General features: G+C 68.0%; 19 protein-coding genes. 8 read left to right on the forward strand and 11 right to left on the reverse strand.

Annotated features, from left to right (window positions below; all coding sequences use genetic code 11):
• Nucleotides 1–6: 6 nt before the first annotated feature.
• Genes B1818_RS09680 through B1818_RS09690 form a run of 3 tightly spaced genes read left to right on the forward strand, consistent with a single transcriptional unit; the run spans nt 7 to nt 3,206 of the window.
• Nucleotides 7–1,407: a phosphotransferase family protein gene (locus tag B1818_RS09680; RefSeq protein ID WP_078112591.1), complete on the forward strand. Its 1,401-nt coding sequence runs from the start codon at nt 7–9 to the stop codon at nt 1,405–1,407.
• 37 nt (nt 1,408–1,444) lie between these two features.
• On the forward strand, nt 1,445–2,716 hold the full coding sequence (locus B1818_RS09685; RefSeq protein WP_058252783.1) for an acyl-CoA dehydrogenase family protein: 1,272 nt from the start codon (nt 1,445–1,447) through the stop codon (nt 2,714–2,716).
• 13 nt (nt 2,717–2,729) lie between these two features.
• Nucleotides 2,730–3,206 (forward strand): hypothetical protein, encoded by a 477-nt coding sequence (locus B1818_RS09690; RefSeq protein WP_058252782.1) that lies wholly within the window; start codon nt 2,730–2,732, stop codon nt 3,204–3,206.
• Nucleotides 3,207–3,490: 284 nt separating this feature from the next.
• Here the strand turns inward: B1818_RS09690 and B1818_RS09695 are convergent, their stop codons facing one another.
• From B1818_RS09695 to B1818_RS09705, 3 genes are all read right to left on the reverse strand, one after another.
• Entirely contained in the window at nt 3,491–4,018 is a 528-nt protein-coding gene (locus B1818_RS09695; protein ID WP_058252781.1) for a DUF1697 domain-containing protein, read from the reverse strand.
• A complete protein-coding gene (locus tag B1818_RS09700; protein ID WP_078112592.1) occupies nt 4,015–5,304 on the reverse strand; it encodes a DUF4185 domain-containing protein in 1,290 nt (429 codons plus the stop codon). Before B1818_RS09700 ends, B1818_RS09695 begins: the two co-directional genes overlap by 4 nt.
• 425 nt (nt 5,305–5,729) lie before the next feature.
• Nucleotides 5,730–6,497, reverse strand: a complete 768-nt coding sequence (locus B1818_RS09705; RefSeq protein WP_058252780.1) for a methyltransferase domain-containing protein — start codon at nt 6,495–6,497, stop codon at nt 5,730–5,732.
• Between the two features lie 59 nt (nt 6,498–6,556).
• Between B1818_RS09705 and rnhA the strand changes: the two genes are divergently transcribed.
• The 3 genes from rnhA to B1818_RS09720 all read left to right on the forward strand — a co-directional run bounded on the left by rnhA (nt 6,557) and on the right by B1818_RS09720 (nt 8,828).
• Nucleotides 6,557–7,051 carry a ribonuclease HI gene (rnhA, locus tag B1818_RS09710; protein ID WP_058252779.1) on the forward strand — a complete coding sequence of 165 codons (495 nt, stop codon included), beginning with the start codon at nt 6,557–6,559 and terminating at the stop codon, nt 7,049–7,051.
• On the forward strand, nt 7,048–7,959 hold the full coding sequence (locus B1818_RS09715) for a D-isomer specific 2-hydroxyacid dehydrogenase family protein (protein ID WP_078112593.1): 912 nt from the start codon (nt 7,048–7,050) through the stop codon (nt 7,957–7,959). Before rnhA ends, B1818_RS09715 begins: the two co-directional genes overlap by 4 nt.
• Nucleotides 7,960–8,036: 77 nt before the next feature.
• Complete coding sequence (locus B1818_RS09720; protein ID WP_078112594.1) at nt 8,037–8,828, forward strand: SDR family oxidoreductase; 792 nt, start codon at nt 8,037–8,039, stop codon at nt 8,826–8,828.
• A gap of 14 nt (nt 8,829–8,842) precedes the next feature.
• On the opposite strand, the gene B1818_RS09725 is transcribed toward B1818_RS09720, so the two are convergent.
• Nucleotides 8,843–9,541 (reverse strand): hypothetical protein, encoded by a 699-nt coding sequence (locus B1818_RS09725; RefSeq protein WP_078112630.1) that lies wholly within the window; start codon nt 9,539–9,541, stop codon nt 8,843–8,845.
• 45 nt (nt 9,542–9,586) lie between these two features.
• Between B1818_RS09725 and B1818_RS09730 the strand changes: the two genes are divergently transcribed.
• A complete protein-coding gene (locus tag B1818_RS09730; protein WP_078112595.1) occupies nt 9,587–10,159 on the forward strand; it encodes a YdeI family protein in 573 nt (190 codons plus the stop codon).
• A 420-nt stretch (nt 10,160–10,579) separates the two neighbouring features.
• Here B1818_RS09730 and B1818_RS09735 read toward each other — a convergent pair whose 3' ends face one another.
• The 7 genes from B1818_RS09735 to B1818_RS09765 form a co-directional block, all read right to left on the reverse strand.
• Complete coding sequence (locus B1818_RS09735) at nt 10,580–11,797, reverse strand: IS110 family transposase (protein ID WP_058253782.1); 1,218 nt, start codon at nt 11,795–11,797, stop codon at nt 10,580–10,582.
• Between the two features lie 280 nt (nt 11,798–12,077).
• Nucleotides 12,078–13,997 (reverse strand): ABC transporter ATP-binding protein, encoded by a 1,920-nt coding sequence (locus B1818_RS09740; RefSeq protein ID WP_078112596.1) that lies wholly within the window; start codon nt 13,995–13,997, stop codon nt 12,078–12,080.
• Entirely contained in the window at nt 13,994–15,727 is a 1,734-nt protein-coding gene (locus B1818_RS09745) for an ABC transporter ATP-binding protein (RefSeq protein WP_078112597.1), read from the reverse strand. The genes B1818_RS09740 and B1818_RS09745 overlap by 4 nt, the downstream gene beginning before the upstream one ends.
• Nucleotides 15,728–15,898: 171 nt before the next feature.
• Nucleotides 15,899–16,708, reverse strand: coding sequence for a family 1 encapsulin nanocompartment shell protein (locus tag B1818_RS09750; protein ID WP_058253785.1), 810 nt, complete (start codon nt 16,706–16,708; stop codon nt 15,899–15,901).
• Between the two features lie 35 nt (nt 16,709–16,743).
• Nucleotides 16,744–17,748 carry a Dyp-type peroxidase gene (locus tag B1818_RS09755; protein WP_058253812.1) on the reverse strand — a complete coding sequence of 335 codons (1,005 nt, stop codon included), beginning with the start codon at nt 17,746–17,748 and terminating at the stop codon, nt 16,744–16,746.
• A 98-nt stretch (nt 17,749–17,846) separates the two neighbouring features.
• The gene (locus B1818_RS09760) at nt 17,847–19,523 is read right to left on the reverse strand and encodes an FAD-binding dehydrogenase (RefSeq protein WP_058253786.1); all 1,677 of its coding nucleotides are present in this window, start codon (nt 19,521–19,523) and stop codon (nt 17,847–17,849) included.
• Between the two features lie 75 nt (nt 19,524–19,598).
• Nucleotides 19,599–21,077, reverse strand: coding sequence for an amidase (locus B1818_RS09765; protein WP_078112598.1), 1,479 nt, complete (start codon nt 21,075–21,077; stop codon nt 19,599–19,601).
• A 439-nt stretch (nt 21,078–21,516) separates the two neighbouring features.
• Here B1818_RS09765 and B1818_RS09770 point away from each other — a divergent pair, with 439 nt between their 5' ends.
• Entirely contained in the window at nt 21,517–22,482 is a 966-nt protein-coding gene (locus B1818_RS09770; protein ID WP_065632259.1) for an alpha/beta hydrolase family protein, read from the forward strand.
• Nucleotides 22,483–22,937: the final 455 nt, after the last annotated feature.

The raw sequence follows: 22,937 nt of genomic DNA on the forward strand, positions 1-22,937 counted from the left end.
TCGGGCGTGGGAGTACCGGAAGCGGACGGTGTCGCCGCGAAGATCGCGTCCCGCCTCGGCGAGGAGCGTGGTGGCACGCTCTCGGTCGAGGGCGCGAGACTCCTGCCGGCGGGCGCGAGCAGGGCGACGTACGCGGCCACCCTCGTCGACGGAACCGGGCAGGTCGAGCCGATCATCATCCGCGCGGTTCCCGCTGCAACCGACGACGGCGGACTGCGGGCCGAGGCGCAGGTCCTGCGTGCCGCCGCCGACGCCGGGGTGCCGGTGCCGGAGATCCTCGACGCCGGATTCGACGAGGACGACAACGCGCTGGGATTCCCCTATCTGGCAATGAATTTCATCGACGGAGAATCCATCCCGCGGCGCATTCTGCGAGACGATGCCTACGAGGGTGCGCGCGCCGGATTCGTCGATCAGTGCGGCGAGATCCTCGCACGTATCCACCGGATAGACGTCGCACAGACGCCCGGTCTCGGTGATCTCGGCGATCCGATCGACGGTTTGCGGGACCTGTTCCCACGCGAGTTCGATGCGATGCCGGCCGGCCTGGTGCTGGCCACCCAGTGGCTCACGGACAACCGACCCGAACCGTCACCACGGCACACGCTCGTGCATGGCGACTTCCGTCTGGGCAATCTGCTCGTCGACGCCGAAGGAGTTGCGGCGGTTCTGGATTGGGAACTGGTGCACCTCGGCGATCCCGTCGAGGACCTCGGTTGGCTATGTGCCAAGGCGTGGCGTTTCGGAGGGTCGACGCCCGTGGCCGGGATGGGTGACCGGACCTCGCTCCTCGACGCCTATGCGCGCGAGGCGGGTTGGCGTCCCACCGAACAAGCCCTGCGCTGGTGGGAGCTCTACGCCACCGTCAAGTGGGGACTGATCTGCGCGGTGCAGGCCGCCCGGCACCTCGATGGCGTCGAACGATCCGTCGAACTGGCCGCGATCGGACGCCGAAGTGCCGAGCAGGAATTCGACGCACTGCTCGACCTGGGTCTCGTGTCGCCGGGACCGGTACCCGATCCGCTGGCCGAGGCGCCGGGCGAGGAACCGGACAACGATCTCTACGGTTCACCGACTGCAGTCGAACTACTCGAGGCGCTCACCGAATTCCTGCGGTCCGACGCGGTACAGGCAGACCTGTCGCCGCAGGTGCGTTTCCATACGAGAGTGGCCGGCAACGTCGTCGACGTCGTGCGTCGACAGATGCTCACCGGTGCACGGGACGCCGAAGCGAGCGCGCAACGTCTGAGTGCGCTCGGCGTCGCTGATCAGTACGCGCTGTGCGAGGCCCTGCGTTCCGGCGAACTCGACGGCACCGACCCGAAGGTCCGTGACGCCGTTGTCGCCGACGTGCGGGCGCGACTCCTGGTCGCCAACCCCAAGTACTTCGCGGTCCCTCACCCGTGACCGCCGGACATCCGATCCCAACCGAGAGGGGTTCATCGTGGACTTCGCACTGCCCGAGTCGCTGACCGACTATCTTGCCGAACTCGATGCCTTCATCGAGGCGGAGATCATTCCCCTCGAGCAGACCGACGACAACATCCGCTTCTTCGACCATCGGCGCGAGGACTCCCGAACAGACTGGGAGCGTGGTGGACTGCCGAACAAGGAGTGGGAAGCTCTTCTGGGAGAGGCGAGACGACGCGCGGATGCGGCCGGCCACTTCCGCTACCCCTTCCCGTCCGAGTTCGGTGGTCGGGACGGGTCGAACCTGGCGATGGCGATCATCCGCGAGCACCTGGCGTCGAAAGGTCTGGGGCTGCACTGCGATCTGCAGAACGAGCACGCCATCGTCGGCAACAACATCGGGCTGCTCCTCATGCTCGAGTACGGCACCCCCGAGCAGCGGGAGGAATGGGTGGAGGGCCTGGCCGCGGGTACGAAGTTCTTCGCCTTCGGCATCACCGAACCCGACCACGGCTCCGACGCCACGTGGATGGAGACGACTGCCGTCCGCGACGGCGACGACTGGATCATCAACGGCGAGAAGACATGGAACACCGGTATCCACGCCGCCCACCGCGACATCATCTTCGCGCGCACCAGCGGCGAACCGGGCGAGGCCCGCGGCATCACGGCGTTCCTCGTCGACCCGCAGGATCCGGGTTTCGCCGTGGAGGAATATCTCTGGACGTTCAACATGCCCACCGACCACGCGCACATCACGCTGCGGGACGTCCGGGTGCCGAACTCCGCGGTGTTCGGGGCGGAGGGAGCCGGCCTGCAGGTCGTGCAGCACTTCTTCAACGAGAACCGCATCCGGCAGGCGGCCTCCAGTCTCGGTGCCGCCCAGTACTGCGTCGACCGTGCGGTGGCCTACGCCAACGAGCGCGCGCCGTTCGGCAAGAAGCTCTCGACGAACCAGGCGATCCAGTTCCCGCTCGTCGACCTGCACACCCGGTGCGCGATGATCCGGGCGCTGATCCGCGAAACCGCCTGGAAGATGGACACCTACGGGCCGTTCGCCGCGTCGGCCGAGGTCTCCATGTGCAACTACCAGGCGAACCGGCTGTGCTGCGATGCCGCCGACCAGGCGATGCAGGTGTTCGGCGGACGCGGATACTCGCGGCACGAGCCGTTCGAGCACATCTACCGGCACCATCGGCGCTACCGGATCACCGAAGGTGCCGACGAGATCCAGATGCGACGCGTCGCCGGATACCTGTTCGGTTTCATGTCGGGAAAGGCGCCCAAGGGAGTGCAGTCGTCCTGAGTAGGCTGACCACATGATCGCGGTCATCATCATCGTGGCCACTGTGGTGGTTGCCCTGTTCATCCTCGGCGGCGCCGCCTGGTTCGCGTACGACTCGGACAAACGGGTGCGCACCTTCGCCCGATCCACCGACCTGATTCCCGGCCGACCGGGTCGGGCGCCGGAGAGCTGGGCCACCGACAACACCCGGGAAGCGCTGCTGCATCGGCGCATTCGGTACGCGATCGCCGACGTGCATGCCAACCCGGCGATCCCGCACGACGACGAACTCGTCGCGGCACGCAACCGCCTCGACGACGCGGTCTTCGAACTCGACGACCGGCTGATCGCGTCGGTGGATCTGGGCGACGACGAGTCGACCGAGGCGCTCGATCACGCCGAGTCGGCGATCAAGGACCTCGAGAAGCTGCCGAAGAAGCTGTGGGAGGCACCTCGCGAGGAACAGCTCGCCGACCTCGACCGCGTCGCCCGAGTGCTGTCGCGCGGCTGACGGTCAGATCACCGTCGGCCGTGGCGGCGGGTCCGGCTGCGGGGGAGCAGGCTGTGGGTCGGGAGCCGGCGGCGGGGTGGGAACGGGAATCGGCGGCTCCGGCGGCGGCTCCGGGATGGGCTCGGGCGCAGGCACGGGCTCGGGCGGAGGTGGGGGCGGCGGGACCGGTTGACTCATGTGCGGACTCCTCTCGACGCGAATGTGTCGTTCGCGGTTCGCTTGGTTCGTCCTGATGACTTCTCCGACGCTACGCCCGTGCCGGGAGCCCGGCCACCGGGCGACACTCAGGGGCCGGCGAGTTCCAGCAGTGTGCGCACGGTCCGCAGGTTGCGGCCGGTGCCCTGTACACCCAGGCCGCGCGCGATGACCGGGGCGGTCAGGGTCGATCGTCCGGCCCCGTTGGCGTAGCGGATGTGCAGGTCGGACCCGAGGACGCGGACCACATCGTCGCCGAAGTCCTTGCGTTCGAACGCGGCCACCTTGTCGCGCGCCGGTTCGCTGGTCAGGAAGTAGACGTAGGAGTATTTGTCGTCGACGACGTCGAACGGATGCGCCTCGAGCGCGGCCCGGACCTGTTCGGGCGAGCGGCTGATGACCTCCCGGAACCAGCCGTAGCGATCCTGCAGCGCGGTCTCGAGCGCGCGGTCGAACCGCTCGGGGTCGGCGGGCGGCGAACAGATCAGGTTCCCCGACGCGATGTAGGTGGAGACCTCCGTGGCTCCGAGATCGGCTGCCAGATCACGTAGTTCGGCCATGGGGAGTTTCGCGCCGCCGACGTTCACCGCGCGGATGAGCACGATGCGCCGGCTCACGAACGTACCTTCGACAGGTCGGTCCGAATCAGCATCACGTTGTAGTCGTCCCACCGGGAGACGACGAAGTAGAGGTCCCTACCCGACGATCGAGGGTGGATGTAGGGCGTGTACAGACCGCTGGACTGCTTGTGCGAGACGAGCACCCGCTCGCCGCTCCACGGACCGACGGGTGACGGCGACGTGCGCATCACGATCGCCCCCGACCGCTCGGTCAGCATGATGAACCGGCCGAGGAATGCGTTGTACGCCACGGACATCTCGCCGACCGGGCCGGCGACGATCGGCGTGGCCTCGGCCGGATTCGACGACCAGCCCGTGCCGCCGCGAAAGTACTGGTACCGGTCGAGGTTCAGGATGTCGGCGGGCCGGAAACGGGCCACGTGAGCAGAGCCGAAACGCCCATTCGGGGTGCCGTACTGATAGATGTACTCGCCACTCCGGAGGAAGGCGCCCATCTGGAACCGGTTGTGGCCACGCGTCACCTGGGGAACGCCCGGGATCGTCAGATCGGCATTCCAGCGAAGGGTGTTGTTGTCGACGGTCCAGGTCTGACCGTTGTTGTACGACACGGCGATTCCCGAATAGTTGGTGTTCCAGCGGCCTGGGCCAAGCCACCGGTGGATCGACATGAAACTGACGAACTGCGTGCCGTTGATCGAGATCCCGCCGGTGGGAATCCGCCCGACCTCGATGTTGCGCACCCCGACCGCGTTGAACATGGGTTGCGCCCACGTCGGGTGGGCCGGTGTCACCGAGGCGCCCGACCGGACCGATCCGGGTACGGCGTTCGGGAATCGGATTCCCTTGGCGAGGTCGGAAGTCGCGTCGCTGCGCAGCATCGTGTTGTGCTTCCAGGCCATCTGCCCCGCGCATCGGCCCCAGGTGTCGCCGAAGGCCATCAGGATCTGACCGGAGCCGTTGTCCCACGGCACGCCGACGTCGGTCGCGGTGATCCCGAAACGGGTGTCGGTGCGGGCGGGACTTCGGGGACCGGTCACCCAGGAGATGGCCTTGCTGGCGCCGGTGAGCTTCGGGAGCGGTCCCTGCGGCTTCTTCCCATCCGCCCGATAGCTGCCGAAGTCGAGACTGCCCCAGCCGAGCTCGCTGGAGCCCGAACTGCCGGTGCTGCCGACATCGCCCCCGGTGATGCCGGTGGCGTTGCAGACCGCGGCTTCGGCGGGTGCGGACCCAGCGGCGAGCAGGCCGCCCGTGAGGGCGACGATCGCGACGGTTGCGAGCACGTGGCGGGCCGGGCGCAGACGAATCTGGCTGCGTCGAGGCATGGAGGTACCCCCTGGGAGATGGCAGGTGGTGCCAGTGTTGCAGAAGTGTCAGCTGGGAGAAGCGTCGATGCCAAACCGAAGCCGGTGCGTGACCCGGGAGGAGCGAGCTTGCGAGCCTTCCTCCTGCTCCCTGAGGAGCGAGCTTGCGAGCGTCACGAAGGGTCTTGGTGAGTCGGGTTGCGAAGACCCTTCGTGACGCGCCCTCCGCAAGCTCCGGGCGCTCCTCAGGGAGCAGGGGGGTTGACGCGCCCTCCGCAAGCTCCAGGCGCTCCTCAGGGAGCAGTGGGGGTTGACGCGCCCTCCGCAAGCTCCGGGCGCTCCTCAGGGAGCAGGGGGGTTGACGCACCCTCCGCAAGCTCCGGGCGCTCCTCAGGGAGCAGTGGGGAAGTTGCTTCTCTGGGATCTGGATCGCGGCGCCCAGCGGATCAGCGGCGGGTGGCCACCGCGAACGTGCGGCGGAAGGGTAGGACCGTGCCCCATTCGCGTCGGGGATAGGCCTCGGCGAGGCGTTGCTTGAGATCGGCGACGAACTGCACCCGGAGTTCGTCGGACAGCGCTTGCATGTACGGGCGGGCGCCGGTGCCGGACATCCAGTCGAACACCGGGTCCTGGCCGTCGAGCACGTGGAAGTAGGTCGTCTCCCAGGCGTCGGCGTGGTAACCGCGGCCGGCGAAGAACTCGAGGTACATCTCGGCGTCGAGTCGGGGCAGTGCCCGCAGGTCGCCGAAAGCTCCCAGATACGGCTCGGTCGCGGCGAGATCGGCGAGGACAGAGTGGGTGGGGGAGTCCGTGTTGTTGGGCACCTGCAGCGCGAACGCGCCTCCGTCGGTGAGGTGGCCGAGCAGTCGGTCGATGACGTCGAGGTGGTCGGGTACCCACTGAAACATCGCGTTGGAGATCATCAGGTCGACCGGCCGGTGAGGCGTCCACTGCGAGACGTCGGCGGCGTCGTAGTTGGCATGCGGATCCGTGTTGTCGCGGATCGCGCGATCGACCATCTCCGCCGAATCGTCGATGCCCAGGATCTCCGCCGACGGCCAGCGTGCCCGAAGGTGCTTGGTGAGATGACCCGGTCCGCAACCCAGGTCGATCACCGACAGCGGGTCGGTCGGGATCTGTGCGATGAGGTCGAGAAACGGACGCGCTCGGACGTCAGCGAACTGCAGATAGCGTGTCGGGTCCCACACAACCATGACTCCACCCTAACCGTGAGCCTGCGATCGGGGGTCGCGGCTGCCGTAGGCTTCCCTGCGTGACAGCTTCCGCGAACCAGGCAACCGATGGCACCTCTGCAGATCCGGCGGCCGGCTCGGCCGTCGTCGAGATCTCGACCGACGGTGCCTGCCTGGGCAACCCGGGCCCGGGTGGCTGGGGCGCGGTGCTCCGCTACAAGGGCACCGAGAAGCGGATCTCCGGGTCCGAGCCGGACACGACGAACAACAAGATGGAGCTCACGGCCGCCATCGAGGGTCTGGCGGCACTGACCAGGCCGTCGACCGTCATCATCTACACCGATTCGACCTACGTGCGCAACGGCATCATGAAGTGGGTCAACGGCTGGCAGGCCAACGGCTGGAAGACCAAGGATCGCAAGCCGGTCAAGAACGCCGATCTCTGGCGTCGTCTGGTCGAGGAGGAGAAGCGACACCAGGTGGAGTGGCGCTGGGTCAAAGGGCATGCCGGCGATCACTTCAACGAGATCGCTGACGAACTCGCGACCACCGCGGCCCGATCGGTGGCCCGATGACGCCGGTGGCGGTGGCCGTCGAACCCGTCCGCGACGAGCACCTGGTCGCCGCGATCGAAGGTGCGGGCGGCCGGATCGTCGGTCTCGACGACGCCCGGGTGCTGGTGTGGATCGGGCCGCCCGGGGAGTTCCCGGAGCTGCCGGACGCCGTCGAATGGGTGGCGCTCAAGACCGCGGGGATCGAGGATTTCGTGGCCGCCGACGTCCTCGACGACCGTCGGATCTGGACCAATGCGTCCGGCTTCTATGCGGAGAACGTCGCCGAACACGCACTGGCTCTGCTCCTCGCCGGGCTCCGGCAGATCAACACCGCCGTCCTGCGCCACTGGGACAAGGAGCGGATCGACACCGCGGTCCGGTCGCTGCACGGTTCCACGGTCGCCATCGTCGGAGCCGGCGGGATCGGCGCCTCCCTCGCTCCGCGTCTTCGGGCATGTGGCGCTCGCGTCGTCGCAGTGAACCGGTCCGGGCGCGAGGTGCCCGGCGCGCACGAGGTCCGACGGTCGGATGAGTTGGATGAGCTGTGGGGGACCTTCGACCACGTCGTGCTGGCCGCGCCGTCGACGCCGGAGACGCGGCACATGATCAACGCCGAGAGCCTCGCCGCGCTACCCACGCACGCGTGGGTGGTGAACGTCGCGCGCGGGCCCCTCGTCGACGAGGAGGCGCTGCACCGCGCACTGGTCGACGGGCAGATCGCGGGGGCGGCGCTCGACGTGACCGATCCGGAACCGCCCGCCGACGACCATCCGCTCTGGTCGCTTCCGAACGTGATCATCACCCCGCACGTCGCCAACCCGGCGTCGGGGCTGACGCGCGAGCTCGCGCCGTGGGTCGCCGAGAACCTGCGCCGATTCGTCGCGAATGAGGAACTCCTGTCCGTGGTGACCACAAACCGCGACTACTGAGCCCGGGTGACCTGCCGGTTTCAGCCGATTTCTAGAACACGTTCTCGTTTCGTGCCTCGCCGTGGCATGGTCAACGGGTGATTCTCGACAGATTCCGGACAGACGACCAGGTGGCCATCGTGACCGGCGCGAGCCGGGGACTCGGGGCGGCGATCGCGGTCGCCTTCGCCGAGGCAGGCGGCGACGTGGTGATCGCGGCCCGCAGTGAGTCCGACCTCGCGCAGGTCGCCGACCGGATCCGTGCGGCCGGCCGACGGGCGCACGCCGTCGCCGTGGATCTCGCCGATCCCGACGCCGCGGCGGCACTCGCCCAGACTGCGGTCGAAGAGTTCGGTCGCCTCGACACCGTGGTCAACAACGTCGGCGGTGCGATGCCGCGGCCGCTGTTCGACACCAGTCCCAAGCACCTGCGGGACGCCTTCGACTTCAACGTCGGCAACGCGCACGCGCTGGTCGTCGCCGGCGCCAAGCAGATCCTCGCGACCACGGGCCAGGGGTCGATCATCAACATCACCTCCGCGGTCGGCCGCGTGCCCGGACGCGCCTATGCCGCCTACGGCACCGCGAAAGCCGCTCTCGCGCACTACACCCGCATCGCGGCGATGGATCTGAACCCGAAGATCAGGGTCAACGGCATCGCGCCGGGTGCCATCCTGACCTCGGCGTTGGAGATCGTCGCCGGCGACGAAGGGATGCGCACCGAGGTCGAGACCTCCACGCCGTTGCACCGCCTCGGTGATCCGGAGGACATCGCCGCGGCGGCCCTCTACCTGGCGTCGCCCGCCGGTGCGTACGTCACCGGCAAGATCCTCGAGGTCGACGGCGGGATCATCGCGCCCAACCTGGATCTCCCGATCCCGGACCTCTGATCGACCCGGAAGGTTCAGTCCGAGCCGCGCTCCAGCGCGCCGGCGATCTGCTGTTCGAGATGTGCGGCCGCCACCCGGGGAACGTCGATGATGCCGTCGAGCTCGGCGCGGACCTTCTTGTAGGCGGCCTGCCTCTCGGCCGGCGTGGCGCCGGTGTCGGCGGCGACGTTGATGAGTTTGCGCGCCCGGTCGAGCGCCTCGCGTTCGATTGGGGAGAACCCGGTCTGCTTGCGACGCCGCGCCTCTCGCTCGGCGGCGTCGAACGCGGCGGCGTAGTCGCCGACCGCATCGCGGTACTCGGCGAAGTCGGCTGCGGACATGGAGGCCTCGGCCGTGCCAGCGGCGGCGGAATCCGATTCGGGCCGTAGATCATCCGCGCGGACCCGGGCCCGGTGGAAGGCCAGCGTCAACGGTTCGCGCATGTCGGTCATCAGCGGGAACTCGATCAGAGTCGCGAGATCGAGTTCGTAGGCGAACCACTTCTCGTTGAGCGCGTTGTGCTGCTTGCGGACCCGGCGCAACTGGTCGGCCGAGGTCGTCGTGAGCTTCAGCTGCTCGGTCTGGGCGTTCGCCTTGATCCGGGCGAGCTCGATCTTGTCCTTGCGTCGCTTCTCGTTGTACTTGCCGATCGAACCGGCCCACCCGCCGACGACCGCGCCGACCGGGAAGATCAGCCACCAGTAGCTCTCGGCGAAGTCGACGATCTCGTTCACGGCTCGACTGTACCGGGAGAAGGCCGAGGTCATTAGGGTGAACACATGGCCGACCCGGACGCGCCGAAGCTCAGCCTCGACACCGTCGAGGCCTGGCGAGAGTGGTTGCGCGACAACCATGAGACCTCGCCGGGGGTGTTACTTGTCTTCTGGCGCAGGGGTTCGGGCCGGGAACCGCTCGACTACGACGAGTGCGTGCGCGAAGCGCTGTGCTGGGGGTGGATCGACGGTCACACCCGTGTGATCGACTCCGACCGCCGCGGAATGTGGTTCACCCGGCGCGGTCGCAACAGCGGATGGTCGGCGTCGAACAAGGCGCGGGTCGCCGACCTCGCGGCCGCCGGCCGCATCCAGCCCGCCGGGCAGGCCGTCATCGACGACGCTCAGGCCCGCGGCCTGTGGACGCTGTTCGACGACGCCGAGGCGCTCATCGAGTCCCCCGAACTCGCCGCCGCCCTCGACTCCGACCCGGTCGCCCGGGCCAACTGGGATGCGTTCCCGCCGAGTGCGCGCAAGGTCGGACTGTCGCAACTGGCGATGGCGAAACGACCGGAGACCAAGACCAAACGCATCGCCACCATCGTCGAACGGGCGGCGCGCAACGAGCGGCCGGCGTGACCCTTCGTGACGCGCCCTCCGCAAGCTCCGGGCGCTCCTCAGGGAGCGGGGTGGGGACGCGCTTTTCTTGCTCCCTGAGGTGCGAGCGAAGCGAGCCTACTTGTGCTCCCTGAGGTGCGAGCGAAGCGAGCCTTCTTGTGCTCCCTGAGGTGCGAGCGAAGCGAGCCTACTTGTGCTCCCTGAGGTGCGAGCGAAGCGAGCCACGAAGGGGCTCGCAAGGTGCCTTACCAGGCCCTTCGTGGCTCGTCGCTATCGCTCCTCGCACCTCAGGGACCAATGGGTGTGTGGCGCTTTCGGATCAGGGAGCGGGGTGGGGACGCGCTTTTCCTGCTCCCTGAGGTGCGAGCGAAGCGAGCCTTCTTGTGCTCCCTGAGGAGCGAGCTTGCGAGCGTCACGAAGACATCCCAGGGGTGCAAGGTGTCAAGCGGCGAGGTGGGTGCGGTGGCCCCAGGCGGTGTGTTCGTTGTAGAGGGTGCGGTGGGCCAGGCAGCCGTGGAGGATGCCGACGAGCCGGTTGGCGACCGCACGCAGGGCTTGGGTGTGGGATTTCTTCTGATCTTTGAGGCTGTCGTAGTAGGCGCGGGCGCCGGGACTGCCGGTTAACGCGCCTTGGGCCATGCACATGGCGGCGGCGTTGAGTCGGGTGTTGCGGATATGGCGGGCCAGCACGACGTGGCCTTTGCCCGAAGCGATGGTCCGTGGTGAGGTGCCGGCGTAGTTTCTGCGAGACTTGGCGGTGGCATAGCGTTCGGGGTCATCCCCGAACTCGCCGAGCATCCGGGCGCCGGTGATGTCACCGACTCCGGGCATGGACAGGTAGATCTCGGCGTCCGGATGCGCTCTAAAAGACTGGGCCATAGTGGTTTCCAGTTGATCGATCTGGGTGGTGAGAGCGGCCAACATTCCCACGGTCGCGGTCACGGTCGCGGCATAGGCGGCGGTGAGCGCCTCGGGCGCGTTCAGGTGACCGCCTCCGCGTAGGGCCTGCTGGATCTCGCGGGCACGATGGTCGATATTGCGTTGGCGGCCACCCTTTTTCAAAGCCGACCGGATCGCCGCGACTGTCAGGGCCGCCCCCTGGCGGGGGGTCGGGGCGCGCCGCAACACCGCCAGGCAGTCTTTGTGGGCGAGGTCGTCGCCGAAGGCATCGACCGCGGCCGGATAGTAGGCGCCGAGTTGAGCGCGCAGCACATTCTGTTGTGCTGAGCGCGCCCACACCAGATTCTGATGGGTGCGGGCCATCACCGTGATCGCCTCAGCGGCGACGGTGTCGGCGGCGACGAGGCGATGATTGTGCCGGTCGGTGCGCACCAGATCAGCCAGCGTTTTCGCATCAGCCTTATCGGATTTGGTGCCCCCGACATGGTGGCGGTCGCGGTACCGCGACACCGACAACGGATTGATCGCGAACACCTGATAGCCCGCGGCGACGAGGGCGGCGACCCACATGCCGTGATCGGTTTCGATACCGATCACCACCTCAGTCGGGTCGTGGGCGAACCTGGCGATCAGTTCATGCATCGCCGTCACGCCGGCCGCGTTCTCGGGTAGTCGGCGGGCGGCCAGGGTGGTGCCGTGTTCATCCATCACGCACACGTCGTGATGATCTGACGCCCAGTCGTTGCCCACAAAGATCATGACAGTCGTTCACCTCGTCTTTCAGTCCGTTTCGACGATCGTCGGTGTGAACCTTCGGGTGATCACCCTGACGCGGCCTAATGGATCAGTGCTCACCCACAAGTTCAGGGGGCACGACATCCCAGAAGCGTTCTAGCGGGTGATCCTCACCCGGCCGGGCCACGGTCTTCGTGTAGGAATCCGAACACCGTTTCAGGGTCCAGCAGTGGTCACCGACCGGGAAGGCTCACACGGACCAGCATCCCCTCCAAAGAGAAGCCGATCCACCCCCATTAGGGTCTCAGCCCGCCTCGATGGCCCCGGTGAACTGGCTTTCGTACAGCCGGCAGTAGGCGCCGCGGGCCGCGAGCAGTTCGTCGTGGTTGCCCTGCTCGACGATGTGCCCGTCTTCCATGACGACGATGACGTCGGCGTCGCGCACCGTGGAGAGCCGGTGGGCGATGACGAAACTCGTGCGATCCGACCGCAGATTGGCCATCGCCTTCTGGATGAGCAGCTCGGTGCGGGTGTCGACCGAGCTCGTCGCCTCGTCGAGGATGAGGATCGTGGGCCGGGCGAGGAAGGCCCGCGCGATCGTGATGAGCTGCCGCTCACCGGCACTCACGCCACCGCCCTCGTCGTCGAGCACGGTGTCGTAGCCGTCGGGGAGGGTGCGCACGAAGTGGTGGACGTGACTCATCCGGGCGGCGTCGAGCACCTCCTCTCGCGAGGCGGTGGGATCGCCGTAGGCGATGTTGTCGTAGATCGTGCCGCCGAACAGCCACGAGTCCTGCAGCACCATACCGGTGCGCTCGCGCAGGTCGTCGCGCGTCATGTCCGTCGAGTCGACGCCGTCGACCCGGATGACGCCGGAATCGACGTCGTAGAACCGCATGATCAGGTTGACCAGGGTGGTCTTGCCCGCGCCGGTCGGGCCGACGATCGCGACCATGTGCCCGGGGCGCGCCACCAGGCTGAGATTCTCGATCAGCGGCTTGTCCTCGACGTAGCGGAAGGAGACGTCGTCGAACTCGATGAGTCCCTTGTCCTCGGCGGGCGTCTTCGGATTCGCGGCGTCGGGCGACTGCTCGTCGGCGTCCAGGATGTCGAAGATCCGCTCGGCGGAGGCGACACCGCTCTGCATCAGGTTGATCATCGAACCGATCTGCGTCAGCGGCTGCGTGAACTGGCGCGAGTACTGGATGAACGCCTGCACCTCACCGAGACTCAGCGAGCCCGACGCCACGCGCAGACCACCGACGACCGCGACCGCCACGTAGTTCAGGTTCCCCAGGAACATGATTGTCGGCATGATGACGCCGGAGATGAACTGTGCGCGCCAACTCGACTCGTACAGTTTCTCGTTGCGCTCGTCGAAGGTCGCCTCGATCTCGCGCTGACGGCCGAAGGCGGTCACCAGCTCATGCCCGGTGAAGGCCTCCTCGACCTGAGCATTGAGCGCGCCCGTCGACGACCACTGGGCCGAGAAGTGCGGCTTCGAACGCTTCGCGATGATGCCGGTCGCGATGATCGCCAGCGGCACCGTGGCCACCGCGATGAGCGCCAGCAGCGGCGAGATCCAGATCATCATGATCAGCAGCGCGATCACCGTCAGCACCGAGTTCGCGAACTGGGAGATGGTCTGCTGCATGCTCTGCGACAGGTTGTCGAGATCGTTGGTCACCCGGCTCAACAGCTCGCCGCGCGGCATCGTGTCGTAGTAGCGCAGCGGCAGGCGATGCACCTTGGCCTCGACGTCGTCGCGGAGCCGGCGGATGGTGCCGACGACGACGATGTTCAGCAGGTACCCGGCGAGCCAGGCGAGCGCCGAGGACACCACATACAGCACGAGGGTGATCAACAGCACGCGACCGACGGCGCCGAAATCCACTCCGACGCCGGGGGTCACGTCCATCGACGAGACCATGTCGGCGAACGTGTCGTCTCCGCTCTCGCGGAGCCCGGCCACCGCCTGTTCCTTGGTGAGCCCCTCGGGCAGGGTGCGGCCGATCACGCCGTCGAAGACGAGGTCAGTGGCGTAACCCAGCACGCGGGGCGCGATCGCGATCAGCACGACCGAGCCGACCAGCGACGCGAGGGTGACCGTCATCAGCAGTCGGTACGACGCGAGCTGTGCGACAACGCGTTTGACCGACGGCCAGAACGAGCGAGGCTTGGATTCGGGTCCGGCCGCCATCGGCGGGCCTCCGGGCCGGGTCATGAGCGCTCCTCCATCGCCATCTGCGATTCGACGATCTCGGCGTAGGTCGGGCACGACTGCCGCAGGTCGTCGTGGGTACCGAGCCCGACGACCCGGCCGCGATCGAGCACGACGATCTGCTCGGCGTCGACGATGGTCGAGATGCGTTGCGCCACGACGATGACCGCGGCGTCGCGGGTGGCGGGGCGCAGTGCGGCGCGCAGCCGCGCATCGGTGGTCAGGTCGAGCGCGGAGAACGAGTCGTCGAAGAGGTAGATCGCGGGCCGCCGGATGAGGGCGCGTGCGATCGCCAGGCGCTGCCGCTGCCCGCCGGAGACGGTCGTCCCGCCCTGGGACACCTTGGTGTCCAGACCGTCGGGCATCGCGGACACGAAGTCCTCCGCCTGCGCGATGCGCAGCGCCTCCCAGATCTCGTCGTCAGTGGCGTCGGCCTTACCGTGCAGCAGGTTCGAGCGGATGGTTCCCGAGAACAGGTACGGCCGCTGGGGCACCAGACCGACGACCGACCGGAGCTCGTCGGGATCGAGCCGCTTGACGTCGGTACCGCCGACCCGGACCGTGCCGGAGGTCGTGTCGATCAGCCGCGGCACCAGCCCGACGAGGGTGGTCTTGCCCGACCCCGTCGAGCCGACGATCGCGGTCGTGGTGCCCGGCTCGACGCGGAAGTCGATGCCGCTCAACACCGGGTCGTCGGCGCCGGGATAGCGGAACTCGGCGGCATCGAACTCCACCGTACCGGGGTGGGTGGCGAAACCGACCGGTTCAGTCGGCGGATGGACCGAGGTGTCGGTGGCGAGGACCTCGGAGATGCGTTCAGCGCAGACCGCCGCGCGCGGGGCCATCATCGCCAGGAACGACGCCATCATCACCGACATCAGGATCTGCATCACGTAGCTCATCACCGCGGTCAGTGCGCCGATCTCCAGCGAACCGTCGGAGACCGCGTGCCCGCCGAACCAGATCACCGCGACGATGGTGACGTTGGTGATCACCATGACGACCGGGAACATCAGGGCCATCAACCGGCCGACGTGCAGGGTCGCGTCGGCGAGGTCGTCGTTGGCGACAGCGAAACGCTTGCGTTCGTAGTCTTCTCGCACGAACGCCCGCACAACCCGGATGCCGGTGATCTGCTCGCGCAGGACGCGGTTGACGTTGTCGATCCGTTCCTGCATCGCGCGGAAGCCGGGGATCATCTTCGCGATGATGGCCCCCATCGACACCCCGAGGATGGGCACCGCGATGGCGATGACCCAGGACAGGGCCGGCGCCTCCCGGACGCCCATGACGATCCCGCCGATACACATGATCGGCGCCATCACCAGGATCGCGCTGCTCATCACGATGAGCAGCTGCACCTGCTGGACGTCGTTGGTGGTGCGGGTGATCAGTGACGGCGCGCCGAACGTGCCGACCTCGCGTGCGGAGAAGGAGTTCACCCGATGCAGTAGGTCGCCCCGGATGTCGCGCCCGACCCCGAGCGCGGCGCGCGCGCCGAAGTACTGCGCGGTCACCGTCACGATGATCTGGGCGACGCTCACCAGCAGCATCCAGCCGCCGATGCGCAGGATGTAACCGGTGTCCCCGCGGGCGACGCCGTTGTCGATGATGTCGGCGTTGAGGCTCGGCAGGTACAGCATCGCGATGGTCGCCAGCAGTTGCAGCACGATGACGAGCGCGACGTTGATGCGGTACCGGGAGAGGTAGGTGCGGACGAGTCGGGTCAGCATCTAGGCGCCGGGAGCGAAGCGAGCGGGCCGGAGGCAACGGTAGGCGCCGGGAGCGAGAGCCGGCCGGAGTTCACTGCGATCACCTGCGCCAGACTAGTTGCCGCTCGCAACGGACGCCGCCGAGTATCTGCCCACCGGGAATCCGCGCAGGCGGGGACCGCGGGCAGCTGCTCAGACGGTCGGCGGCTCGGTCAGCGCGACGGCTGCCTCGGCGGTGTGGGTCAGGAAGGTGAACGACTCCTGGAAGTACAGGTTCACCACGTCGGCGTCGTGTGAGTCGTAGCCGATCGACACGTCCTGGCCGATGGTCAGTTCGAAGTCGCCGCCGCGGGTGCTCATCACGAACGCGCCGCTGATCGCGGGCGCCCACACGATGTCGCCGGTGAACAGGCGCTGGATGTGTTCGAGGATCGGGTAGCCGTGGTTCGACGTCTCGTTGACCTGGGTGTAGGCCTCGGCCGACAGGGCCACCGCGTACGGACCGTCGACCGACGCCAGACGCAGTGTGCTCAGCGCCTGGCTGACCGCCTCCGGGTAGTCGCGCACGTCGGCGGGCAGCGGGATCGGGGTGGCGGCGGCCTCGGCGCGGATACCGGTGATCGACGCTGCGGCGTAACCCTCGAAGATCGCCCGGTCCTCGGCGAGCGCGAGTTCGCGCGCGGCCTCCACGACCGGGTCCCAGTCGGAGTCCTTGGCGCCGCGGTCGACGTCGTCGATGGCCTCGCGGGACACCGTGAACGGGACCTTGAGTTCCACCAGCGACTGGGTGCGCCGTTGGAAGGCAGTGATCCCCTGCGACGGTGAGTCGATCTTGGTGCGATGTCCGAGCGTCACCGATGCGGTGTCGGAGCCGAGCGGCCCGGTCACGTCGACGAGGCGACGGCCCGCGACGTTGCGTTTGAAGGAGCGGGTCGCCTCCTCTTCGATCTCCGCCCAGGCCGCGTCGGAGATCGGTGCGAGTTCGCGATGCAGGTTGTTCATGGTGTCCTCCTGGTGCGGTGGTCGAAAGGGTGTCGTCAGTGCAGTGAACCGATGCCGAGCGAGCCGTCGGAACGTGTCGTCGGGGCGGGGGAAGCCGTGGGTGCGGCGTCGGGCGCGGGTGGCAGGTCTTCAAGGAAGTCGAGTGTTGGGGTGAAGAACTGGGCCCCGGTGACCGCGGTGGTGAAGTCGAGGAGGCGGTCGTAGGTGCCGGGTGGGTCGCCGATGAACATCTTGCGCAGCATCTCCTCGGTGACGTCGGGCGCTGCCGAGTAGGCGATGTAGAACGTGCCGTTGACACCGGCACCCGAGACGTCGCCGTACGGCATGTTGTCCCGCACGACGTCGATCTCCTCGCCGTTCTCGTCCTCGACGACGTTCAGCGCGATGTGGGAGTTCGGGGGCTTCACGTCGTCGGCCATCTCGACGTTGTCGAGCTTGGTCCGCCCGATTGCGGCTTCCTGCTCCTCGGTGCTCAGGTCCTTCCACGACGACAGGTCGTGTACGTAACGCTGGATGGCGACGTAGCTGCCGCCCTCGAAGTCCGGGTCCTCCCCGCCGACCGTGATCGCGTCGATCGCCGCCTGTCCGATCGGGTTCTCGGTGCCGTCGACGAAGCCGATGAGGTCGCGCAGGTCGAAGTAGCGGAACCCGTGCACTTCGTCGACGACGGTGACCGCGTCCCCGAATGCCTCGGTGATCTTGGCGCCGAGTTCATAGCACAGGCCCATGTCGTCGGACTTGATGTGCACGAGCAGATCGGCGGGCGTCGCCGGGGCGGTGTGGACCTCGCCCTCGTAGGGGACGAACGGCCGCAACGAGCGGGGTCGAGGGCCGGTGAACAGGCGGTCCCACGCCGCGGAGCCGATCGACACGATCCCGGCCAGTGCCGCCTCGGGAGCCCGCGAGGACACCGCGTTGTTCAGGCCGGGGATGTCTTCCAGCGCAGCGCGAACCGCGTCTTCACCGCCGTCGTTGATGGTGAAGACGAGGAAGATCGCCGACTTCGTCTTCCGCGTCAGGATCGTCTGGGGCACCGGCACGCTGAACACACTAGCCCATGCGTACCAACCGTGGGGCAGCAGATCGTGCCGCGAATGTATAGGGCAGGCAACCCTTTTCGACGCTGACCGGTGACGGGTCAGCGGCGCGTTGTGGCCCGCGCCACCGCCCGGCCGGCGGCGCGGCCGGAGAAGATGCATCCGCCGAGGAACGTCCCCTCGAGTGCGTTGTACCCGTGGACGCCACCGCCGCCGAAGCCCGCGACCTCGCCGGCGGCGAACAGGCCGTCGAAGGCGGTGCCGTCCGGCCGCAGGACCTGGGAGTCGAGATTGGTCTCGAGCCCGCCCAAGGTCTTGCGGGTCAGGATGTTGAGCCGGACCGCGATCAGCGGGCCGTGTTCGGGATCGAGCAGTCGATGCGGCTTGGCGACCCGAACGATCTTGTCGCCGACGAACTGTCGGGCATTGGTGATCGCCATCAGCTGCGCGTCCTTGGAGAACTTGTTGCCGATCTCGGCGTCGCGTGCGGAGATGATGCGTTCGAGGTGTGCGAGGTCGAGTTCGGGGCCGCGGGCGATCTTGTTCATCCCGGCGACCAGTTCCGGGAGGTTGTCGGCGACCACGAAGTCGACGCCGTTGCGCACGAAGGCGTCGACCGGTCCCGCGGCGCCCTTCGCCAGCCGGCTCTTCGCGGCCAGCTTGACGTCCTTCGCGGTGATGTCGGGGTTCTGCTCCGAACCCGACAGCATGAACTCCTTCTCCACGATCGTCTGGGTGAGGACGAACCACGAGTAGTCGTGACCGGCCGCCAGGATCGCCTTCATCGTCGAGATGGTGTCGAAGCCGGGGAAGTTCGGCGGTGCGAGGCGGTTGCCGTTGGCGTCGAGCCATAGCGAGGACGGGCCGGGGATGATGCGGATCGCGTGGTCGGGCCAGATCGGGTCCCAGTTGTGGATGCCCTCGGTGTAATGCCACATCCGGTCCCGGTTGACGATGTTCGCGCCGGCGGTCTCGCTGATCTCCAGCATCCGGCCGTCGACGTGCGCCGGGACGCCCGAGATCATCGTCTCCGGCGCGGGGCCGAGACGCTCGACGGGCCAGTTCTTGCGGATCAGGTCGTGATTGTGGCCGATGCCGCCCGAGGTGACGATGACCGACCCGGCACGGATCTCGAAGTCGCCCACCACATCCCGGTTCGACGCCTGGCCGCGTTCGGCGTCGGTCGGGGCGAGCGTGACACCCCGCACGCCGACGGCGGCGCCGTCGTCGTCGACGATGAGCTCGTCGACGCGGTGCCGGAACCGGAACTCGACGAGCCCGCGCTTCTCCGCCTCCAGGACCGGCTCGGCGAAGACCCGCACGACCTCGGGTCCGGTTCCCCAGGTGAGGTGGAAGCGGGGCACGGAGTTGCCGTGGCCGTCGGCGAACCCGCCGCCGCGTTCGGCCCACCCGACGATCGGGGTGATGCGCAACCCGAGGTCGTGGAGGTACTGCCGTTTCTCGGTGGCGGCGAAGTCCACGTAGGCGCGGGCCCACTGACGCGGCCAGTAGTCCTCGTCGTCACGGTCGAAACCGGCCGACCCCATCCAGTCCTGCAGGGCGAGATCCGCGGAGTCTTTGATGCCCAGCCGACGCTGCTCCGGCGTGTCCACCATGAACAACCCGCCCAGCGACCAGAATGCCTGCGCGCCAAGGTTGTTGCGATTCTCCTGGTCGACCACGACGACGCGGCGTCCGGCCTTGGTGAGTTCGTATGTCGCCACGAGACCCGCCAGTCCCGCGCCGACGACCACCGCGTCGGCCCCGTGCTCCGCCACCGCATCTCCTCACACCGCCAAAATGACCGGGCCGGTCCCGGGACATGTGCATTCGCAGACGAGATTAGCCCCGTACTACAGCGCGATGTCGGCGTACCGGTGGAACCACGGCGCGGCGGCTTCGAGGCCCGCAGCGAGGGCGAGGAGATCGCCGTCGGCGCCGAGTCGGCCGACGAACTGCACGCCGAGCGGGAGGCCGGCATCGGTCCAGTGCAGCGGCACGCTCATCGCCGGCCGGCCCGTGAGGTTGGCGAGCTGCGTGTACGGCACCCAGCCGAGGCTCTCGTAGATGAGCTTGTCGACGATCCCCAAGCGGGAGATCGCACGGCCGGACCGCGCGCGGGAGGCGAGCCGCGATGCCCGCTGCAGGACCGGCGGCGTGGTCATCGACCCGACCCGCGGCGGCGGTACCGCGAGGGTGGGCGTCAGCAGCAGGTCGTGGGTCTGATGGAAGCGGTCGAGGGCCAGGACGTGGTCGTTGATGTGGTCGAGCGCGGTGAACAGCGGGACGACGCCGGCGGCCCGGCCCAGTTCCGCCAGCGTCAGGGTGTCGGCCTCGAAGTGGGAGTCGGGAGCGCCGGTGAGGCGTCGGACCTCGTCGACCTGGGCGGCGCACTTGGCGAACCAGATGTCGAGGAAGTCGCGGGCGAGGGCGGCGTCGTCGTGCGGCGGATCGACCTCCTCGACCTGGTGGCCGAGTTCGGTCAGGATCGACGCCGCGTGCTCGACCGCGGCGACGGCCTCCGGGTGCGGATTCGCGTTGATCGCAGAGGTCGTGGTGTACCCGATCCGCAGCAACCGGGGCGGGGTCGCGATCCGGGCGCTGTAGGTCTCGGTGTGCAGCGGCGCCGGGTAGGTCGACGACGGCGTCGGTCCGATCAGGGCGTCGTACAGTGCGGCGGCATCGCGGACGGTCCGGGTCACCACACCTTCGACGCCCATCCCGAACAGCGGTTCACCGGTCTGCGGACCGAACGGCATCAGGCCACGCGAGCTCTTGAGCCCGAACAACCCGGTACACGCGGCCGGGATGCGAATGGAACCGCCGCCGTCGCTCGCCCCGGCCGCCGGCACGATCCCGGCGGCCACCGCGGCCGCACTGCCGCCCGATGATCCGCCGGGCGTCACGTCGAGGTCCCAGGGGTTGCGCGCCGGTCCCCAGAGGGTGGGTTCGGTGATGGCCTTCGCGCCGAACTCGGGGGTGTTCGTCTTGCCGAAGACGACGAGGCCGGCGTCGAGGAACCGGCGCACGCCAAAGGAGTGTTCACGGGCGATGTGCGTGGCGAGGGCGCGCGAGCCGCGGGTCGTCGGATACCCGCGGTAGTCCTGCGCGAGGTCCTTGATGAGGAACGGGACGCCGGCGAAAGGCCCGGTGAGGTCACTGCGGACGCGGGCGTCGGCTTCGGCGTCCATGCGGATCACGATGGCGTTGAGCGACGGATTGACCGCGTCTGCACGGGCTCGTGCGAGGTCGAGGAGTTCGGCGGCGGTCACCTCGCCGGAGGCCACGAGACCGGCCAGGGTGGTCGCGTCCGCGGACAGATACTCGCCCATGTGCACGTCCCGACCCTAGTTGTTCGGGGAGCGGGCCGAGCGGACTTGGCGCCGATGGCCCGGCCTGCCCGGGCGCCCGGCCCGTCACCGGAGAATCGGACGGTCACCGTTGCCCGGGCAAACCGGTAACGGGAAGATCGAGGATGTGTGGCCCGAACAGATGAAGAATTCGCCACATGCGCCGCCTATGTACGAAATGAGCTGTTCAACGGCGAGTGCTGTGACGTGCACCACCAAAAGATGTCATCACAGGACTCGCTCTCGCCTTTGCCGAGGCGTTATCGTGCCGTTACACTTCAGCACGACGGGTACCGCTGCCCGGGGGGACCAATACAATCCCCCTACGTACGACTCCGTATGCAAGCCCGCAGTAGTACCCGGTAGGCAAGACCCGCAAGCGGCCGGCTCCGGCCGTGGTGATCCAAAGGAAAACTGACGAATGCTGACACGCGCCCGTAAGCGCCTCGTCGCCGGACTCGTGGCTCTCGTGGCCGTGTCGGGTGCGACGCTGGTCGCAGCTCCGCCGGAGGCCTCCGCGGCCAACGGTTGCAATGTCGAGTACGTCCGCTCGAACGCCATGAACCGGACCGTGCCCGTGTGCATCGTCTCGGCCGGCGGCGGCGGACCCAAGCCGACGTTGTACCTGCTCGACGGACTCCGTGCCCCGAACAACAACAGCGGCTGGCTGATCAACACCGACGTCGCCCGCTACATGGCCGGCAAGGGCACCAACGTCGCCATCCCGTTCGGTGGCGCAGGCAGCTTCTACACCGACTGGCAGACCCCCGATCCCAAGCTGGGTGTCAACAAGTGGGAGACGTTCCTGACCCGCGAACTGCCGCGGTACATGGCTGCGCGTCACGGCAGCGACAGCCGTCGCAACGGCATCGCCGGACTCTCGATGTCGGGCACCTCGGCGCTGAACCTCGCATCGCGCCACCCGAACTTCTACAAGGCGGTCGCGTCCTACAGCGGCTACCCGACGGTCACCATGCCGGGCTTCACCCAGGGCATCATGGCCTCGGTCGCGGAGGTCGGCGGCAACCCGTTCAACATGTGGGGCTTCTACCCCGCGGGCACCTGGTTCCAGAACGACCCGTTCCTGAGCGCGGGCAACCTGGCGGGCAAGAACGTGTACGTCTCGTCCGGTAGCGGTGTCGGCAGCAAGTACGACTCGTCGGTCAACCCGGCCAGCGCCAACTTCGACCCCGTCAAGTTCGCGCAGATGATCCCGCTCGAGGTCGCCGCGTCGACCTCCAGCCAGCTCTACATCGGCCGCCTCGCGCTCGTCCCGGGCGTCAAGCTCACCACCCGGATCACCCCGGACGGTGCGCACTGGTGGGACTACTGGCAGAGCACCTTCAAGGAGTCGTGGGCCAAGACCTTCCGCCCCGCCTTCTTCTGAGTCAGACCCTCTGACAAGGGCCGGTGACCTTCGGGTCACCGGCCCTTGTCGTGCGGACCCCTCCTGCTCCCTGAGGAGCGAGCTTGCGAGCGTCACCCCCTGCTCCCTGAGGAGCGAGCTTCACCCCCTGCTCCCTGAGGAGCGAGCTTGCGAGCCCGACCTCTGCTCCCTGAGGAGCGAGCTTGCGAGCGTCACCCCTTGCTCCCTGAGGAGCGAGCTTGCGAGCGTCACCCCTTGCTCCCTGAGGAGCGAGCTTGCGAGCGTCACGAAGGGTCTTCGCAACCTCGGTCGCCGACCCTTCGTGACGCGCCCTCCGCAAGCTCCGGGCGCTCCTCAGGGAGCGGGGTTGGCCGCGCCCTCCGCAAGCTCCGGGCGCTCCTCAGGGAGCGGGGTTGGCCGCGCCCTCCGCAAGCTCCGGGCGCTCCTCAGGGAGCGGGGTTGGCCGCGCCCTCCGC

This window comes from Gordonia sp. IITR100 (genome assembly GCF_002009645.1).
GTDB classification, from domain to species: Bacteria; Actinomycetota; Actinomycetes; order Mycobacteriales; family Mycobacteriaceae; genus Gordonia; species Gordonia hongkongensis.

What these genes read in the sequence shown, in the direction of transcription:
- B1818_RS09745 (WP_078112597.1), bottom strand. Translation starts at nt 15,727, where the DNA reads ATGCTGACCCGACTCGTCCGCACCTACCTCTCCCGGTACCGCATCAAC.
- B1818_RS09740 (WP_078112596.1), bottom strand. Translation starts at nt 13,997, where the DNA reads ATGACCCGGCCCGGAGGCCCGCCGATGGCGGCCGGACCCGAATCCAAG.
- B1818_RS09765 (WP_078112598.1), bottom strand. Translation starts at nt 21,077, where the DNA reads ATGGGCGAGTATCTGTCCGCGGACGCGACCACCCTGGCCGGTCTCGTG.
- B1818_RS09690 (WP_058252782.1), top strand. Translation starts at nt 2,730, where the DNA reads ATGATCGCGGTCATCATCATCGTGGCCACTGTGGTGGTTGCCCTGTTC.
- B1818_RS09730 (WP_078112595.1), top strand. Translation starts at nt 9,587, where the DNA reads ATGGCCGACCCGGACGCGCCGAAGCTCAGCCTCGACACCGTCGAGGCC.
- B1818_RS09770 (WP_065632259.1), top strand. Translation starts at nt 21,517, where the DNA reads ATGCTGACACGCGCCCGTAAGCGCCTCGTCGCCGGACTCGTGGCTCTC.
- B1818_RS09715 (WP_078112593.1), top strand. Translation starts at nt 7,048, where the DNA reads ATGACGCCGGTGGCGGTGGCCGTCGAACCCGTCCGCGACGAGCACCTG.
- B1818_RS09700 (WP_078112592.1), bottom strand. Translation starts at nt 5,304, where the DNA reads ATGCCTCGACGCAGCCAGATTCGTCTGCGCCCGGCCCGCCACGTGCTC.
- B1818_RS09750 (WP_058253785.1), bottom strand. Translation starts at nt 16,708, where the DNA reads ATGAACAACCTGCATCGCGAACTCGCACCGATCTCCGACGCGGCCTGG.
- B1818_RS09705 (WP_058252780.1), bottom strand. Translation starts at nt 6,497, where the DNA reads ATGGTTGTGTGGGACCCGACACGCTATCTGCAGTTCGCTGACGTCCGA.
- B1818_RS09735 (WP_058253782.1), bottom strand. Translation starts at nt 11,797, where the DNA reads ATGATCTTTGTGGGCAACGACTGGGCGTCAGATCATCACGACGTGTGC.